Here is an 18592-nt window from a genome sequence, read left to right as displayed (position 1 = left end):
GACTGTTAATAATCAACTCTTAAACAAAGTTTTCATCTTTAAAACCTATTAAATACAGTTTTTCTTGGGCTCTGGTAACTGCCGTATACAACCATCGCAAATACTCAACACTAGTTCCGTCAGGCAAGTATGGTTGTTCAATAAAAATAGTTTTCCATTGTCCTCCTTGCGATTTATGACAAGTCATTGCGTAAGAAAACTTTACTTGTAGCGCATTAAAAAATTTATTCTTTTTCACCCCCATAAACTGTTTGTACTTCGATTTTTCGTGTGCAAAATCTTCTTTTACTGCCTCATACAGTCTATTCGATTCTTCGTAAGTTAAAGACGGGCTTTCACTTGTTAGTGTGTCTAAAAGTAAAACAGTTTCAAAAGGTTTCATATCCGGATAATCAATCATTCTTACCTCAACCTCCGCAAATTTAAATCCGTATAACTCTTTAACTTCATGAATTCTCATGACTTCACAAATATCTCCATTTGCAATAAATCCTGCTGAAGAAGAATCTTTTAACCAGAAATAATTATTTTTTACAACCATTACATAATCTCCTGTAGAAATTTCATTTTCTTGACCACGAATTTTGGTTCTTATCTGTTGATTGTATTGATTCGCTCTTTTATTTGATCTAACAATTATTGCTGTATCTTCCACTCCTATCTCTCCATCATAAGCATCTGTAATAGCATCTTGAATTTCATAACCATCTTGTAAACGAATAATATCAGGATAATCTACATCAAACTTAAAATCGATACCATCATTCTGAATTAACAAACGTAAATCGGTAGCATTTTCTAATATTCCAGAATCTTTTTGTTGACGTACTACTTCATCTAATTCTATTTCAGAAACATCTTTATTAAAATTTAATGAAAGTTTATCTGCATCTAAAGCCGGACTAACATTTAATTTTACAGGTGGTAACTGAGCTGTATCTCCTATAAAAATTAGTTTGCAATTTTTACCAGAATATACAAAAGAAATCAAATCATCTAGTACAGATCCATTTTCAAAAAGCTTTGCATTTTGTACCTGATCAGATATCATAGAAGCCTCATCTACAATAAAAACCGTATTGTTATGTTTGTTAGGCTGCATTACAAAACTTAAACCACCATTTGATTGTTTTTTAGGAAAATAGATCTTTTTGTGAATGGTAAATGCTTGTCTTTTTGAATACCCTGAAATTACTTTTGCTGCTCTACCTGTGGGTGCTAATAAAACTGCTTTCTTTCCAATTTTCCACATATTATTCACAATAGTACTAATCACAGTTGTTTTTCCTGTACCAGCATATCCTTTCAATAAAAACAATGATCTATTGTTTTTATCGAACATAAAGTCTGATAACTCGCTAATTAGCTCTAGTTGTTTTGACGTTGGATCGTAAGAAAACTTCTGAATAAGTTCTTTGTGAAATTCTTTAGCAGATTGAATCATATTTCAAATAAAACGTCAAAGATAAATGTAATTATAAAAATTGTTTTTATGATTGAAAAAAAATTGTAGATTTGCGACTATCATACTTTTAAAAATCTAAAAACAATGAATTTAATATTAACGATTTTAGCTGCTGTCGTTGTCGCTGTTCTTTTAGCAATCGTAATTGTGAAGTTTGTCCCATTAAAATTAAGAGGTCTTATTTCAATTTTATTACTATTAGTTTCATTTTATTTAGGCTACTTAATTTACAATGGAGTAATGGAGCCTATTAAATTTAACAAAGAAAAGAAAGTTCGTTATGCTAAAGTCATTAAAAATCTTAAATTAATAAGAGACGCTCAAATTAAGTATAAAGAAGCAAAAGGTGTTTATACTAAAAAACAAGATAAATTAATCAACTTTATCGAAAACGATTCTTTAGTATTAACTGAAACAGTAAATTACACTGAAAAAGTTGACAAAGGAGGAGGTATTCAGGTTGATGTTTCTAAGAAAAGAATTGATACAATAGGTAAAGAGCCTGTTTTAAAATATTTCAAAAACAAAGATTACACAAACATGTTCAAAGTACCAGGTACTGATAAAGAATTTGAACTTGGTATTGGTGAAATTGAAAAAATAACTGGATTATTTGTTCCTGTTTTTGAAGCTAAAATTGATAAAAAATCTATCTTAAAAGATTTACCAATTCACTTAGTAAAGCAAGAATTAGAAGCTGTTGAAACAGACCAAATTAAAGGTCCAAACGTATCTGTAGGATCATTACAAGAAGTATCAACTGGTGGTAACTGGCCTCCATTTTACGATAAAGGTGATGCAAAAGCTGACGCAGAGTAGTAGTACAGCATCTCAAAATAAAAATTTATCCATCCAATTTAGTTTGGATGGATTTTCTTTTTGTATTAAAGATGACGAGTCAAAAGAGATTTTACAACTTTCAGAATATGTTTTTGAAACTGCTGTAAACACTCCTTTTCTATTATTAGAAAAAGTAAAAACAATCTTTGAAACCGATGAAGCGTTGCAAGGAAGTTTTAAAAGTGTTAGAGCAATTCATCAAAATAATTTAGCTAGCCAAATACCTAAAGCTTATTTTGATGAAAACAACTTAAAATCATATTTAAATTACAACATTAAAACCTTAAGTTCTGATTATATTACTTATGATGAGCTTCCTAGTTTAAATGCTAATAATGTGTATATTCCATACGTAAACATCAATAATTTTTTATTTAAAAACTTTGGTGAATTTACTTATGAGCATCATTCAACATTATTAATTAATGAACTAACACAACAATTTAACAACAGCACTGAAGATGTTATTACGGTTAATGTAGCATATAATACCATTGAAATGGTTGTTTTTAAAAAAGGTGTATTCCATTTATACAACTCATTTACTTTTAAAACAAAAGAAGATTTCTTGTACTATATTCTTTTTACTTCTGAGCAGTTAAACTTAAAACTAGAGGAATTAATACTTGTATTTTTAGGTAATATAACAACAGAATTTTCTATTTATAAAGCTGTTGAAGATTACATAAAAAACATTCGTTTTTTAGAACCAAATCATGATTTTTTAGAAAAATCTGAATACTTTTTCCCTCATTCAAATTATATATTATTGTCATAAATGCGTATCATATCAGGAAAATATAAAAGCAAAAGAATAAGTGCTCCAAAAAATTTACCAGTTCGTCCTACTACAGACATGGCTAAGGAATCACTATTTAATATTTTAAATAACTTATATTACTTTGATTCTATATCGGTATTAGATTTATTCTCTGGTACTGGTAATATTAGTTATGAATTTGCTTCAAGAGGCACTGAAACTATTTATGCGGTAGATGCTCATTATGCTTGTATTAAGTTCATCAACAAAATTTCTGATGAACTCGATTTAAATATTACTACTTTTAAAAGTGATGTTTTTAAATTTTTAGAGAAAACAGCTTTAAAAACAGATGTTATTTTCGCTGATCCTCCATATGACTTTGATGAAAAACAGTTTTTAAGTATTGCTAATAGTACTTTTGAACGTGGTTTATTAAACGAAGAAGGTGTATTAATTATAGAACATTCAAAACACACAACGTTAGCTAATCACCCAAAATTTAGCTATGAAAAACGTTACGGAGGAAACGTTTTTAGTTTTTTTGAAATGTAAATAGTTGTATCGTTAGTTTTAACTTTTAAATTGATGACAAACGAACTTACAAATGATGAATACTTAAAACAATGTGATGATGATATATTAAGTATTGTTATTTTACATTCTTTAGATTATTCTGAATTATTAAAGTTAGATACTGCTGTTTTTCCTATTGACTTTGAAGTTTGGAGTGAAACTCAAAGAACTCTCAACATCATTTCGTCACAAAGCTATACGAATGCTATTCCTAAAAGTATCATTCATGAAATTGACATCTTTTTAAAACACTTATTGAATCTTCCCTCTGATAAATGGACGCATACCGAATTTGAATCCAATCCTTTTTGGAAAAATTCTAGAAAAAAGGCTAAAGATTTTGTTTCAAAGCTCAATCTTGAAGGAAAAAATTATTGGGATATATAGTAAATTAAATATTGGTTATTTCTAATAGTACTCCACTACCCGATTGAATATAAACAATACTTTCTAACAGCTTAAAATTAAATTTATAGCTTAATTTTGTCCTCAATAGAAACGATTATTGGTTTATTTGTGGTTTTTATCTTGATTATTGCGTTAATTACGTTTATTAAAACGATAATCTCAATTTTAACAGATCCCGAATATCTCAATGATTTATTTGACAATTTGGAAATACCTTTAAAAGACCGTTCTACTGTAAAACCAATATTAATATTCGGTGTAATTTTTTCACTTATATTACTGATTACTCAACTCTTTACTTAACTACTATTTTATTTTCACAATGAGAATTATTAAAAATATTTTCTTTCGATTTTGTATTAGTGTGCTCATTGCTAACTATGTTTCTAAATTATTTCCTTCTTTTAAAGACTTAATTCTTGTTGGAGGATTTTTCCTCCTTTTTTGGATACTTACACAGATAGCTGATAAGGTTTGATTAATCTTTCGTTTTGCGTTTTTTACCTAATGTTGTTATAGTTTTATCTAAAATTTTAAAATAATTAGATTTCAAAAATTATATTGAATAAGTAAAATTTATAATTATGAAATCTAAACCTATATTAGTAAAGCTTATTAAATCATATGGAAATAAATACGTTATTAAATTTCCAAAAGTTATTATTACCGTTGATAGATATTACTACACTAAAATATCTAATAGTCCAGAGGAGTATAAATTCATTTAATTACTGTTTTGATGCTTAGGTTGATGTTATAGCTGTTGATAAAACAGCTGTGTATAACTCAAAGTTTATTTGTTTTGATACACTTAAAATATTTATAATCGCTATGGTTACTAATTAAAAATTGGTCTAATTAGTCTTAAAAGAGGTCTCTAAATAGAGACAAAACTGACCATAAAAAACAACTACACCAAATACCATATAAAGATAGGATGCGATTGAAACTATTCAAAAGACTTGAACTAATCCGCTATTACGCCAAACATAAAACTCGGTATTTAAATATTAATGATAAACACAAAATATTATATTTGCATCGTTGTAAATATAATGCTAATCTCTATCTTATTATTATAACCAACGCTATAAATCAAAAAAAGAAAACAAATTAAAAATAAATATAAATGAAAAATACAATTAAAATTGCTGTCATTGCTTTAGTAGGAATGAACTTAGGAGTAAATGCTCAATTAGACTCTAACAACAACCTTCAAATAGGCTACAAGAAAAAATTGTATAGTGTTTCGGCTGAACCTTATAAGTTTGAAATGATTCCATTTAGTTCAGAAGGAAATACGGAATTCAGAAATTACTATGCTACAGGAAAATATCAGTTTTATGTCTCAGACGGAACACATGGAAATGGTAAGAAACTTAGTTTTTTAATTAATCATGATGGAAATATTGGAATTGGAACAACAAATCCTAGTTCAAAATTAACTGTGGGCACTCAAACATCAAATAGCCCATCTTTAATAGCTCAATTTGGTAGTCATAACCCTGATGGAGAAGCAAGAGTTCTATCACTGATAAATTCTGGGGGAGGAACAAATCCGTCAACGTCAATTGATTTTCATAATAACTCTATCTGGTCTCCAACCGGTAAAATACAAACGGAACAAGTTGGAACTTCAACAGAATCAGTTTTAAATTTTTATACTTATAATAGTGGACTCAAAAAGAGAATGATTATAAACCAAAATGGTCATGTCGGTATTGGAACAATAAGCCCAAATTCAAAATTAACTGTTGGTACTCAAACATCAAATAGTCCATCAGACATAGCACAATTTGGTAGTTATAAACCTGATGGAGAAGCAAGAGTTTTATCTTTAGTAAATTCTGGAGGCGGTTCTAACCCTTCAACTTCTATTGATTTTCATAATAACTCGAATTGGTCACCAACAGGTAAAATACAAACAGAGCAAATCGGAACTTCTACAGAATCAGTCTTAAATTTTTATACTTATAAGAGTGGGCTTAAAAAAAGAATGATTATAAACCAAAATGGTCATGTCGGTATTGGTACATTTTCTCCTGATATGGAATTAACTGTAAACGGGAAAATTCATGCTAAGGAAATGAAAATTGATTTAGCTGTGCCAGCACCAGATTACGTATTTAAATCAGATTATAATTTAAGAAGTATTGAGGAAATTGAACATTTTATAAATAAACATAGCCACTTACCTGAAATACCTTCTGCTGAAGAATTTGCTAAAAACGGAGTTATGCAAGCAGAAATGGACATGAATCTTCTTAAAAAGATTGAAGAGTTAACGTTATATACTATAGACCAGCAAAAAGAAATTAACTCTCAAAAAAAAGAGATTGAAGAGCTGAAAAAACAAAAATCTGAAATTAAACAACAGCAGAAAAAAATCGAAAAACTTGAATCTTTAATCCAAAAAATATTAAGAAATAAGAACTAATCGTAATGTCTTATAACTGCGTAAACCCCGTTTTAAAGTTGTTTACGCAGTTATAAACATTATCTATCATCCAAAAAAACAAAAAACAATATTAATCTCTTTTCACAAATTCAACATAATTACTCACGAATTAGAATATAACTGGGCAATACTAGTATGTAACAAAAACATGTATTGGTTAAATGATATTCCTATATTGATTTTAAAAAAGAATAATTTCTATTTAAATATATTCTAAAACTAATCTATAAGACTTTATTTATCTAACATTATTCCTGCCCTACTCTTCTTTAAAATTTCACTAAATTTACCAAAGGTATTTGCTATTAAACAGTACTATATGAAAAGAAAGAGTTTAAAAAAAAGTAAAATTTCAATTCAAAAAATTGGAAAACAACGATTTTGGTTTGGCGTAATTGCTGGTTTAACTTCTGCAATAGCACTCTCTTTAATCTTCAATAAAATGAGAGAATCAATTCGCTTTTTTGTAAGTATTTCAACAGAACTATTAATATTTGAAAAAGATGAATTACAATTTTTCAATTACTTTTTTGCTGCTTTAGCAACTGTACTAGGACTTTCTATTTGCATTTGGATTTGGATGGGAAATAGCATAGATCAAAGAGAAAGACATCGCTTATACAAATTACAATCAAGAACAAATTCGTTGTTCGCTTTTTGGTTTACTATGTTCTTAATAGGTCAATTTTGCTGTTTTTGCTTATTTTGTGTATTTGGTCAATTATATATGGATGATCTTAATTTTAATTTATACAAAGATCATGCTGTACTATTTATACTAATCCCTATTGTCATTTTTGCTCAAAGTTGGTTTTTCGTGCGTATGGTGTATCGAGCAGAAAAATGGATATTTTCATCTTTATTAATTGTAATCATATCAACTTTTACGCTCTACAATACTACTTCTAGTAATCCTAAAAAAGTATCTCAACTTTACTGGAAAAAATACTTAAAATCATACCAATATGTAGATAAAGCAACTGAGAAAGCTAAAAACAATTACGGAATTACCTATGATTCTTTAACTATTAAAACTCTTAAAGAGCCACGTACAAATAAATCTATATGGCAAGTTAGTAACATAAAAAGAGCTTTTTCTTCTGGTAGAAAAATACCGCTTGATACTATCATTCTTCAAAAGATTATCATTCATAACTCTAAAAAAGATTATAGCAATTGGTACTATTTTTTATCTCCTTCTCATAAATACTGGAACTATCCTTTACCCAAAAATATTTTAAACCAACTCAATTTTTATAAATCCAACACTTCTGAAACAAAAGAACTTTTTAATGTTTTACAAGAAATGATTCTTTATGTAAATAAAGCTAAAATAAAAAAAGACATTAATAAATATTCGTTTTATGATGATGGTTATCTTTTTGATGCTTTATTTATCAATAAGTTACAAAATGTTTGTGATAGCTTGAAAAAACAAGATCGATATACTGATTTAAGTAAAACACTTCCTACAATAAAAAATATTGAGTAATTAAGCTAACCCTACAACTTAAATGAAAATTATTATTTACATATTCCTCATTATTATAATAACCTTTATTATTATGCTAATTCGATATAGATTGAGTTTTCATAAAGCAAGTAAAGCAACATCTGAAGTGAAATATAAAATGATTGATTTAGGACAAGCTGATTCTTTTAGATATTCGTTTGAATCTTCTCTAGGTAACAAAAGAATTCATTTAAAAACTCCTATCAAAAATATAACTTGGATATACGTAAGTAAAGATGATTTTGAAAAGCTTCATCCTGAAAGTCCATTAAAAATGAAAGAAAAAAACTATTCAATACAATTCAGTTTTCAAGTAAGACCTTTGGTTTTTGGTGGTATAACTGTAGCCAGAATTATTTCATATGAAAAAATAAACAGAAGCCCTAGTATTTATAAATCATAAAAAGCTATTGCATGAAAAATCACGAATTCAATAACATATCACCATCAGCAATTATAACTTGCGTTCATCAAAAAAAGTTGAGTGATTATCAACATAAAATACCTGTTGAAATTGTAAAAACAAAATACATTTCTAGTCAAACATTAATACTCAAAGGTTCTAAAGAAACTTATGATAATTTGATTGATTTTTGGCTTGCTGTATTAGTTTGGTATAATTGCGATGGTGAAGATTACTTTTTTGAAGATTTAGTAATTGATAATATTTTCAGTTATTCACTTTGGACAAAAAATCCTAATAGAGTTGGCGTATGTAAAATGGCTAATTCTCGAGAAAAAGAATCTCTTGACAAAAGAATATCTGAACTTTTAAATCAACAAATTACAACGGAGTATTTAGTTATGTCTCCTAATTGGAATGAAAAAAAAGTTTTATTTGTTGATAATGATAATTACTATCTCTATTATTTTTGGAGTGGTGAATAAAATGAAATTGATAAAAAATGGGATGGGATACTGATATTATAATTCTTGCCGAAAAGGTAAATGATGATAAAGAAATCAATTCTATTACTGATAAAATCTTTGAAAAAGATGCCAAAAGTTATGGAAAAAGTTCTGTTTTCTTTATCAACTCAAATACTTTAATATATCATTATGAAAGAAGAAAGTATGCGCCTTATTGGATTATTCAAGAGATTTCAAAAGAACACAAAAACGTACTTTTTACAATTTTAGCTAGTTGTCCTGAATTTCTGGGCGGTCCTGCGGGACTTATTAGAATAAAAAATGGAGATATCACTGATAGTTACGGTATCAATATGAATTCAGAAGATGCAATTAGATACAAGCTAATCACAAACTCTTTACAGTACTTACCTCTAATTTATGAATGGTTTGGCTATAATGGAAAAGAATCAGCTTTAAGAATAGAGCATTTACCTAATTACCCAAAAGGTTGGTGTGATGAAAACTTTGTAAACAAAATTATTCCTATTAAAGAAACTAATGAATTAAAAGAAAAATATGCTGATGGAGTTACCAATCCAGAAACGTTTTTTAATAAAATGCAACAAGAAAAAACGACAAAAAAAGTACAGTTAAAAATAAAAGAGGCTAAAATTCAAAAATCTTCTCTTTTGAGTTTAAATGCTGAAGGTTTACATCAAATTCCAAAAGAAGTTTTCGAACTTGAGCATTTAACAAACTTAAATCTTCGAGGCAACTCATTAACAAGTCTTCCTAAAGAAATCTCAAAATTAAAACAACTTAAAGTAATTTACTTAGACGGAAATAATATTACAGAAATTCCAGCTGAACTTTTTGATCTAAAACACTTAACTGTGTTGAATCTTAGTAACAATAGTTTAAAATCTATTCCTAATAATATTGGTAGTTGTACTAGTTTAAAACGGTTACATTTATCTAAAAACAACATCATAAAACTACCGGAAAGCATAGGTAAACTGCATCATCTTGAGCACTTGTACTGTTATGCTAATAAACTTACTGAAGTGCCGAAAGAAATTGGGGACTTAAAAAAGCTACTTCATTTGAACTTTTTTAATAACCAAATTCAAAACTTTGATTTTGATGTAAGCAATCTAACCTCTCTTAAATATTTAGAACTTAGTTTTAATAACATAGAAAATATCTCTGAAACTATTGGAAACTTAAAAAAATTAGAAATACTTTCTCTTTACGAGAACAGCCTAAAAACAATACCTAAAACACTCAATAAACTTACTCAACTCATAAGATTGAATGTATCTTTTAATAACATAAAAGAAATTGATTTTGATTTAAATTCAATGAAAAAATTAGCTGAGCTTCATATTTTTTCAAACAAAGGTTTAGAAATCAAAAAACTAGATATAGAAGCACTATGTAATCGAACCCCATATTATTCTGGTCATAGTAGGCTTTTAATAGATCAAACTCAATTACATTTTTTAAATAAACTTCAAAGAAAAATTGAATCTTCAAAAATTGGTGTTGTAGATTTAGAGAAAAAACAAATCCCTGAAGGTCACTATAAACAAATTCCTTTAGAACTTTCACAAAAATACCAACTGACAGACCCTAGGCATGAAAAATTCAGAGCTACATTTAACAGAAAGTCAAAAAACTAACAATCAACATCTAAAACTTCATATTACTTTCTTTTAAAAAACTTAAAATGTTAATGTTTTACTATTTATTACTACAACTATAGTTATAGTAATAACTTTTTATATATTTGTCGCATGAACAAGCTAACTAAACCTGAAGAACAAATAATGCTTTACTTATGGAAGCTTAAAAAAGCTTTCTTAAAAGACATTGTTGAAGAGTTCCCTGAACCTAAACCTGCTTATACTACAATATCAACTGTAGTAAGAGTACTTGTAAAAAAAGAGTTTATAGCTTACAAAACGTATGGTAAAACTAGAGAATATTATCCTTTGATTAGTAAAAGTAAATATTTTAAAGACTATATGAACGATGTAATCTTTAGCTTTTTTAATGGTTCTGCTGGAAAATTTGCTTCATATTTTACTAAAAATGAAGATTTAAATCTTTCAGAATTAGAAGAAATAAAGCAATTAATAGATGAAAAAATTAAAAATATAAAAGATAACAATGAATAGTTTCTTTTCCTTTCTTATAGAATCTAGTGGAATTTTTACGCTATTTTACTTGGTATATCGGTTGGTTTTAAGCAAACTAACTTTTTATCAACTTAACAGATGGGTTTTACTATTCTTTATTCCTTTATCTTTAATTATTACTTATGTTGATGTTTTTTCACCTATTCAAGTTAACACTATTGATATTCCAATATTAATAGAGTTTGACAATACTAGCAATCAAAATGAAGCTTCTTTGCTAACCGAAAATAGCTTTAACTTTTATAAAATATTCGCAGCTATTTATTTTTTAGGAATCGTTTTTTTCCTGTTCTCTTTTGTTAAATCTCTTTATAAGCTCTTTATTCTTAAAGAAAAATCATCTTTTAATAAAGTAGGAAAATATCGATTTTATCATACCAAACATTCCCAAGTATTTTCATGTTTTAATTGGATTTTTATACCTGAAAACATGGAATATGATATTCATGATTTGATTATTGAACATGAAAAAAAGCATGTGGATTTTAAACATACTTACGATCTTATTTTTATTGAATTGTACATTCTATTCTTTTGGTTTAATCCGTTTGTGTTTTTGTATCGTAAATCTCTAAAATCTGTACACGAGTTTCAAGCTGACGACACTGTTTTAAGGTATCAAAAGCATAATTTATCTGAATATTTAAAGCTGCTTAAAAGCAATATCGAAAAAACATCTAACACAAAAATCTATAGTTATTTCAAAAATCCGATAGCAAAAAAGAGGATAGAAATGATATTCAAACCCAAAACAAATAATATTGTTAAAATAAAGTATCTAATATTAGTACCTGTTTGCTTATTGTGTATGCTATCCTATACAAAACCTAATATTACCAAAGTAATACATGAGAACATAAAAAACACAGAAAGTGCTATTCCTTCTATTTTACCAATTCTAAACACATCTGAAAAAGATATCACATCTCATTTTGGTGCCTCTAGAAAATTTGGAGAAAATATCATCGCTAAAATTCATAATGGTATAGACCTAAAAGCTAAAATTAATACTCCTATTATTGCTACCGCAGATGGTACAATAGCTTATGCTTCATACAAAGGTAATTGGGGAAATTTAATTGTAGTAACACATAATAATGGTTACGAAACCTGGTATGCACATTTAGATTCTTTTAATGCTAAAAAAAGTGAATTTGTTAAAAAGGGAGAAATTATTGGGTACTCTGGTGATACAGGTTATACTAAAGGTCCACACTTACACTATGCAATTAAACACAATGGTAAATTTATAAATCCGATGAAACTTTTAAAATAACACAATCAAACTAATCAACAGTAAACCTAGCACAAGCGCTAGAAAGGTATAATACGCTTAATTCTCAAATGAAAATGAAATCAAAAAACATTCTTAGTTCCTTGTTCATTGCATGTAACATTTTTTTCGCAAATGCACAGGAGATTAAAGAAACCCCCGAAATTATTAAAGACTCTATTATTACTAAACAAACAGATTCTTTAAATGATTCCTTAGTTCAGAAACATATTATTTACAAGAAATTCAATGAAAACTGGAACACCGATAAAGTAAACGCTTATCGAGATTCTAAAGTAAAATTTCCTTTTGAAATTTCTTTTACAGATAGTACTTACGCCTCTCCTATTCCGAGAAAACATGTAATTACATCAAGATATGGATGGAGAAGAAATAGACCTCACAGAGGAATTGATATTGATCTTATCACAGGTGATAGTGTTTTTAGTGTACTTAGTGGTAAGGTACGTTATGTAGGGTATAGCTCTGGATATGGAAAAACTGTTGTGGTAAGACACTATAATGGTTTAGAAACACGATATGCACATTTATCTGGCTATGCGGTAAAAGAAAATGATACCGTTAAAAAAGGACAAGTGATTGCTTTTGGTGGTAGCACTGGTAGATCTAGTGGAAGTCATTTACACTTAGAACTTCATTATGAAGGTGTTGCTATTAATCCTGAATACTTATTTGACTTTAAAAATGATTTTAAAATTAGAGCTCAAAATATATGGATAACGCAAGATTGGGCAGATGCTTTATATCATAGCTGTAAAAGGCAAACTCCGTTAGTTCTCTTAGATTCTCATGAAAAGGCTGTAGCACACAAAAAGCGTAAACGTACTATTTACATTGTAAAAAGTGGTGATACCTTATCAGGAATTGCTTATAGAAACCATGTTCCTATAGCTCGAATATGTAAAACAAATAGAATCAGAAGAACAAGTACCTTAAGAATCGGTCAGAAACTAATTCTATAAATACTTTTATTTAACTAACACAAAAAACTCAAGCTGTAATGGTTTGAGTTCTTTTTTTAACTCCTTTATAAAATCGTTACCATACTCTAAATAAAACTCAGAAAAATTGCGTTGACGTTCTTCTAAGCTCTGATTTGGTAATATTTCATTTTGAAGTAATGTAATTCTTGTTACTAAATCTGATTGTTTTCTTTTTTCTGCTCTTAAAAAACGTTTTTCAAGGTTCTGTAATCCTTTTAATTGTTTTTTCTCTTGAGCGTTAACTGCTCCTACAAAAGAAGCATCTGTTTTACTTGCTAAGTCTCTTAACGTCGCAAATTGATCTTCTAAAACTTGTTTTTGTGCTTTAAAATCGAAGTTCGATTCAGAATTACTTAATACTTTTTCTGCTAATAAATCATTTTGCTTGTAAAACAATTCCTCTACAGAAATAGATAGCTTTCCTAATTTTTTAAATTGCTTTTCACTAATTACTTGCACTGAATTACGAAGTAATAAAATTGGAAAAGGTACCGATACTGTTTCAAAGTAACTCTTCAACTGCATCCAATATGCCATCTCTCCTCCTCCACCTATGTAACATAAATTAGGTAAGATTACTTCTTGTAATAGCGGACGCATAATTACATTTGGCGAAAAACGTTCCGGATAATCGTTTAACTCTGCTAAAATTTGACTTTCTGTAAATTGAATATCTGTGTTGTTCACTTTGTAAACTCCTTCTTCTAAAACAATGCGTTCTCTTAACTCATCAGTTAAGTAGAAAAGATTAATTTCTCTAGGGTTTACTTGCGCATGATACACCTTTTCTAAGGCTGTGCTTGTGCTAGTTACCGAGTTAAAAGAAACTTGATTTAACAATTCTTTCTTTACATACGGAACAAATAATTGCTTTAAACTACGCTCATCTGCATCAACAATTACCAATCCGTAGGCTGCAAATAACTCATTTGCTATGTAGCGAGTCGCTTCTGTTAACGTAGTATGTTTTACATACCCTTCTTCAAAAAGATTCTGTAAATATTTAGCTCTTTCAGAATTTCCAATTTCTTGTTTAAAAACATCTAAAATAGCTTCTAGTCCTTCAGTTGAAAATCGTCCTACGGCTCCTGATTGCTCTGAATTCCACTGAATCTTTTTTCCTCTAAAATTAAAAAAATTGATTTCTTCAAAATCATGATCTTCTGTAGCCATCCAATAAATCGGCACAAAGTTTTTTTCTGGAAACTGACTCTTTAACTCTTCAGCTAAATTTATTGCAGATATAATTTTATATAAGAAATATAAAGGTCCTGTAAATAAGTTTAATTGATGTCCTGTAGTAACTGTAAAAGTATTTTCATCAGCTAATAAATCAATATGAAACATTGTTTTATCAGAAACATTAATGTTTTTGTATTGATCTTTTAATGCGGCAACTAAAACTGTTCTATTTTCTTTTGAAAAAGATTGTTGCTTTTCTTCTATCTGACTTTTAAATCCATTTATATCTGGAAAATTGTGATAATACGGTTCAATTTTCTTAGATTTATCGATGTAATCACACATCATTGTTGAGAAAAAACCTGTTTTTTTAAATGGAATATACGTGCTACAATCAGAATCGATCAACGACATTTGCTAAATATTTTTTTGACTAGAAGAACAAATTTAATGTATTGAAAACAACTTCGCTTTCTTCTTAACAAAACTTTATTAATCTATTTCTTTATTTTTACAAAATAATTGACCCAATATGCAATTTAAGTATCCTGAATTTTTATATTTTTTATTACTCTTAATCATACCAATAATTGTTCATTTGTTTCAATTACGTAAGTTTAAAAAAACACCATTTACCAATGTGGCTTTTTTAAAAAACTTGGTAATTAAAAATCGAAAGAGTTCTCAATTAAAAAAATGGCTGGTTTTATGTACACGTTTATTAATGTTAGCCGCTGCAATATTGGCTTTTGCTCAACCTTATTTTGCTAATAAAAATAATATTGAAAGTAAAGATCATGTTTTTGTATACTTAGATAACTCTTTAAGTACAAATACAAAAAGTAGCAAAGGAAATATTTTAAAGGTAGCTGCTCAAAACTTAATAGAAACTATTTCTGAAACGAACACCTACTCTTTATTATCTAACGCTAACTTTTATCAACGTATTAGCGGTAGTGAGTTGAAAGATTTATTAAAAAAGATCAGTTATACCACAACAAATATTTCTGCTGAAGAAATTCTTCTAAAAATAGAAAGTTTAAAAAACACTACTGAAAATATTTTAATCTCTGATTTTCAGAGTTTTTCTGAAGATAATTTTAAAGATAGGAAGACCAATTTATCATTGGTACAAATTGTTCCAGAAAAGAGAACTAATTTGGCAATTGATAGTGTTTATGTTGATCAAACTGCCGCTGCTGGTTTCAAAATCAATGCCATCATCAAAAATCAAGGAGAAGCTGCAAAAAATATTCCTTTAGCTATTTACAATGGCAATAAATTGATTAGTAAACAAACTTTTGAAATTGAAGAAAATCAGCAAAAAACAGTAGAATTTACTGTTGAAAAAGCGGATACTTTTTTAGGTAAACTGGTGCTTAACAATGCTGATGCTTATGATTTTGATAATTCTTTTTACTTTTCTATCAACACCAACAAAAAAATAAACGTTCTATCTATAGGTGAACCTACAGATTATTTAGATCGTTTATTCAATAATGATGAGTTCAACTACATAACTACAACTCTTTTAAACACCAACTACAACGGAATTAACGAACAACAATTAATTATCTTAAACGAACTGAAAGAATTTCCTACCAGTTTAACTACTAGTATTCGTGATTTTGTTAGTAAAGGTGGACATTTAGTAATTATTCCTAATAAAGAAATCAACCTTACTTCTTACAACGCTTTCTTAAAAAACATGAGTTTAGGAAGTATCGTTTCTCAAAAGAAAGATTCGTTAAAAATTACGAATATCAATTTTAATCATCCTTTATTTAAAAATGTATTCGATAAAAAGGTTCGTAACTTTCAATATCCATACACTAACAACTCATATGTTACTTCGTTTAAAAGTGCTAGTAACGCTATTACATTTGAAAATAACACTAGCTTTTTACAACAAGTTTCTGCTGCTAACGCTAACATTTATTGGTTTGCTTCTCCTTTAAACAAAGAGAATAGTAATTTTACCAACTCTCCTTTAATTGTACCTGTTTTTTATAACATAGCTCAAAAAAGTTTACAATTAACACAATTGTATTATACCGTAAAAAAACCAAATACTATTGAAATTAATACTTCTTTGAAAAAAGATGCCATACTTTCCATTCAAAATAATGAGGGTTCTTTTATTCCTTTGCAACAAAGTTTTCAGAATAAAGTAAGATTATCAACAGAAGATCAGCCAGAAAAAAATGGTTTTTATGCTATTTTAAAAGAAAAAGATACCATACAAAAAATTGCGTATAACAATCCGAAAACAGAAAGTTCGCTTCAATTTTTAAACGTGAAAAGTCTGTCAGATCAATACAATAACATTGCTGTTTCTAATTCAGTAACCAATACAATTGAAAAAATTGACGATAAAAACAAAGTTCGTTGGCTTTGGAAATGGTTTTTAATAATAGCCATTGTATCTTTGCTTGCAGAAATTTTGATTTTAAAATACTTTAAAGTATGAGCACGCTTTTAAAATCGGCTACTATTATTGATGCAAATAGTCCTTTTCATAAACAACAAAAAGACATTCTTATTACCAATGGTGTAATTACTGAAATTAGTGATACTATTGAAGTTAAAAATGAATATGAAGTAATTTCACTTGAAAATCTTCATGTTTCTACAGGATGGTTTGACACTAGTGTTTCTTTTGGTGAACCTGGTTATGAAGAAAGAGAAACTATTGATAATGGTTTATCTGTAGCCGCTAAAAGTGGATTTACCAAAGTAGCTGTAAATCCGAACACCTCTCCAATTACTGATACTAAATCTTCTGTAGAATATTTAAAACATAAGTCTTTTAACTCAGCAACACAATTATTACCAATTGGTGCTTTAACGCAACAATGTAAAGGTGTAGAAATGGCTGAATTATTTGATATGCAACAATCTGGAGCTATTGCTTTTGGTGACTATAAAAAACCAGTTGAAAACGATAACTTGTTAAAAATAGCCTTGTTGTATGCTCAAAATTTTGACGGATTGGTACTAAGCTTTCCTAAAAATAAAAAGATAGCTGGTGAAGGTGTTGCGAACGAAGGTGTAAATGCTACTAAATTAGGTTTAAAAGGAATTCCTGCTTTAGCGGAAGAAATTCAAATTGCTAGAGATTTATTTCTATTAGAATACACAGGCGGTAAATTACACATTCCAACAATTTCTACTGCCAAATCATTACAACTTATCAAAGAGGCAAAAGCAAAAGGCTTAAACGTTAGTTGTAGTGTAGCTGTACATAATTTACTTTTAACTGATGATTTATTATTTGGTTTTGATTCTAAAGTAAAAGTAAATCCTCCTTTACGTACCAAAAATGATGTAAAAGCATTACAAGAAGGAGTAAAAAATGGTGTTATTGATATTATTACTTCTGATCACGATCCGATAGATATTGAAGATAAAAAAGTAGAATACTCTATTGCTAAAGATGGTAGTATTGGCTTAGAAAGTGCTTTTGGTGCTTTACATTCTATTTTCGATTTAGAGACTATTGTAAAGTGTTTAAGTGATAATCCGAAACATATTTTTAAGCAAGAAAAAACAAGTATTTCTGTTGACCAAAAGGCTAATTTAAGTTTATTTAATCCTGATACTTCATATGAGTTTTCTTTAGATGACATACAATCTACCTCAAAAAACAGTATTTTTATAGGAAATCAGTTAAAAGGTAAAGCATACGGTATTTATGCCAATGCTAAACTTGTTTTAAATTCTTAATCTTATGAAAAACTTAACTTCTATAGAAGAAGGTAAAACCAATGCCGTAATTAGTTACCTAACCATAATTGGTACAGTGGTAGCTATTATTTTAAATCATTCTAAAAAAAACGAATTTGCATCATTTCATATTCGTCAAATGATTGGCTTGAATATTTTATCATTTTTAAATCAATGGATTATTTTTCAATACTTTGGCTACCTTGCCTTTTATATTATTGGTGGAATAACACTAGTACTTTGGTTTATTGGCTTTATAGGAGTTATTAAAGATGAAGAAAGAAAAATCCCTATTTTTGGTGATCATTTCCAAGAATGGTTTAAAACATTTTAA

General features: G+C 28.2%; 18 protein-coding genes. 16 read left to right on the top strand and 2 right to left on the bottom strand.

All coding sequences use genetic code 11. From position 1 onward, the window contains the following. Positions 1-19: 19 nt before the first annotated feature. A complete protein-coding gene (locus EYW44_RS15185; RefSeq protein ID WP_132724574.1) occupies positions 20-1444 on the bottom strand; it encodes an ATP-dependent DNA helicase in 1425 nt (474 codons plus the stop codon). Positions 1445-1549: 105 nt separating this feature from the next. Between EYW44_RS15185 and EYW44_RS15180 the strand changes: the two genes are divergently transcribed. From EYW44_RS15180 to EYW44_RS15125, 13 genes are all read left to right on the top strand, one after another. After that, on the top strand, positions 1550-2284 hold the full coding sequence (locus EYW44_RS15180) for a hypothetical protein (protein ID WP_132724572.1): 735 nt from the start codon (positions 1550-1552) through the stop codon (positions 2282-2284). After that, complete coding sequence (locus EYW44_RS15175; RefSeq protein WP_132724570.1) at positions 2262-3083, top strand: DUF3822 family protein; 822 nt, start codon at positions 2262-2264, stop codon at positions 3081-3083. Before EYW44_RS15180 ends, EYW44_RS15175 begins: the two co-directional genes overlap by 23 nt. Beyond that, a complete protein-coding gene (locus EYW44_RS15170; RefSeq protein WP_132724568.1) occupies positions 3084-3620 on the top strand; it encodes an RsmD family RNA methyltransferase in 537 nt (178 codons plus the stop codon). 33 nt (positions 3621-3653) lie between these two features. Then, positions 3654-4028, top strand: coding sequence for a hypothetical protein (locus tag EYW44_RS15165; protein ID WP_132724566.1), 375 nt, complete (start codon positions 3654-3656; stop codon positions 4026-4028). 605 nt (positions 4029-4633) lie between these two features. Then, entirely contained in the window at positions 4634-4777 is a 144-nt protein-coding gene (locus EYW44_RS22300) for a hypothetical protein (protein WP_165872244.1), read from the top strand. 401 nt (positions 4778-5178) lie between these two features. After that, positions 5179-6486 (top strand): tail fiber protein, encoded by a 1308-nt coding sequence (locus EYW44_RS15160; RefSeq protein ID WP_132724564.1) that lies wholly within the window; start codon positions 5179-5181, stop codon positions 6484-6486. 340 nt (positions 6487-6826) lie between these two features. Further along, the gene (locus EYW44_RS15155; RefSeq protein ID WP_132724562.1) at positions 6827-7999 is read left to right on the top strand and encodes a hypothetical protein; all 1173 of its coding nucleotides are present in this window, start codon (positions 6827-6829) and stop codon (positions 7997-7999) included. 91 nt (positions 8000-8090) lie between these two features. Beyond that, positions 8091-8423, top strand: a complete 333-nt coding sequence (locus EYW44_RS15150; protein ID WP_132724560.1) for a hypothetical protein — start codon at positions 8091-8093, stop codon at positions 8421-8423. A gap of 11 nt (positions 8424-8434) precedes the next feature. Further along, positions 8435-8908, top strand: a complete 474-nt coding sequence (locus EYW44_RS15145) for a hypothetical protein (protein ID WP_132724558.1) — start codon at positions 8435-8437, stop codon at positions 8906-8908. A gap of 17 nt (positions 8909-8925) precedes the next feature. Beyond that, positions 8926-10554: a leucine-rich repeat domain-containing protein gene (locus EYW44_RS15140; RefSeq protein WP_132724556.1), complete on the top strand. Its 1629-nt coding sequence runs from the start codon at positions 8926-8928 to the stop codon at positions 10552-10554. Between the two features lie 114 nt (positions 10555-10668). Beyond that, positions 10669-11052, top strand: coding sequence for a BlaI/MecI/CopY family transcriptional regulator (locus EYW44_RS15135; RefSeq protein WP_132724554.1), 384 nt, complete (start codon positions 10669-10671; stop codon positions 11050-11052). Then, positions 11045-12349 carry a peptidoglycan DD-metalloendopeptidase family protein gene (locus EYW44_RS15130; protein ID WP_132724551.1) on the top strand — a complete coding sequence of 435 codons (1305 nt, stop codon included), beginning with the start codon at positions 11045-11047 and terminating at the stop codon, positions 12347-12349. The genes EYW44_RS15135 and EYW44_RS15130 overlap by 8 nt, the downstream gene beginning before the upstream one ends. A 74-nt stretch (positions 12350-12423) precedes the next feature. Next, complete coding sequence (locus tag EYW44_RS15125; RefSeq protein ID WP_132724549.1) at positions 12424-13329, top strand: M23 family metallopeptidase; 906 nt, start codon at positions 12424-12426, stop codon at positions 13327-13329. Between the two features lie 6 nt (positions 13330-13335). Here the strand turns inward: EYW44_RS15125 and bshC are convergent, their stop codons facing one another. Next, positions 13336-14946, bottom strand: a complete 1611-nt coding sequence (gene bshC / locus EYW44_RS15120) for a bacillithiol biosynthesis cysteine-adding enzyme BshC (protein ID WP_132724547.1) — start codon at positions 14944-14946, stop codon at positions 13336-13338. A gap of 118 nt (positions 14947-15064) precedes the next feature. On the opposite strand from bshC, the gene EYW44_RS15115 reads away from it, so the two are divergent. The 3 genes from EYW44_RS15115 to EYW44_RS15105 are packed head-to-tail and all read left to right on the top strand — an operon-like array spanning position 15065 to position 18592. After that, the gene (locus EYW44_RS15115) at positions 15065-17002 is read left to right on the top strand and encodes a BatA domain-containing protein (protein WP_132724545.1); all 1938 of its coding nucleotides are present in this window, start codon (positions 15065-15067) and stop codon (positions 17000-17002) included. Further along, complete coding sequence (locus EYW44_RS15110) at positions 16999-18258, top strand: dihydroorotase (RefSeq protein ID WP_132724543.1); 1260 nt, start codon at positions 16999-17001, stop codon at positions 18256-18258. The genes EYW44_RS15115 and EYW44_RS15110 overlap by 4 nt, the downstream gene beginning before the upstream one ends. 4 nt (positions 18259-18262) lie before the next feature. Beyond that, positions 18263-18592 carry a hypothetical protein gene (locus tag EYW44_RS15105; RefSeq protein WP_132724541.1) on the top strand — a complete coding sequence of 110 codons (330 nt, stop codon included), beginning with the start codon at positions 18263-18265 and terminating at the stop codon, positions 18590-18592.

This window comes from Tenacibaculum sp. M341 (assembly GCF_004337695.1).
Lineage (GTDB): Bacteria > Bacteroidota > Bacteroidia > Flavobacteriales > Flavobacteriaceae > Polaribacter.
Note: the sequence above shows the minus strand (reverse complement) of the source record. Positions and strands in the feature narration are given on the sequence as shown.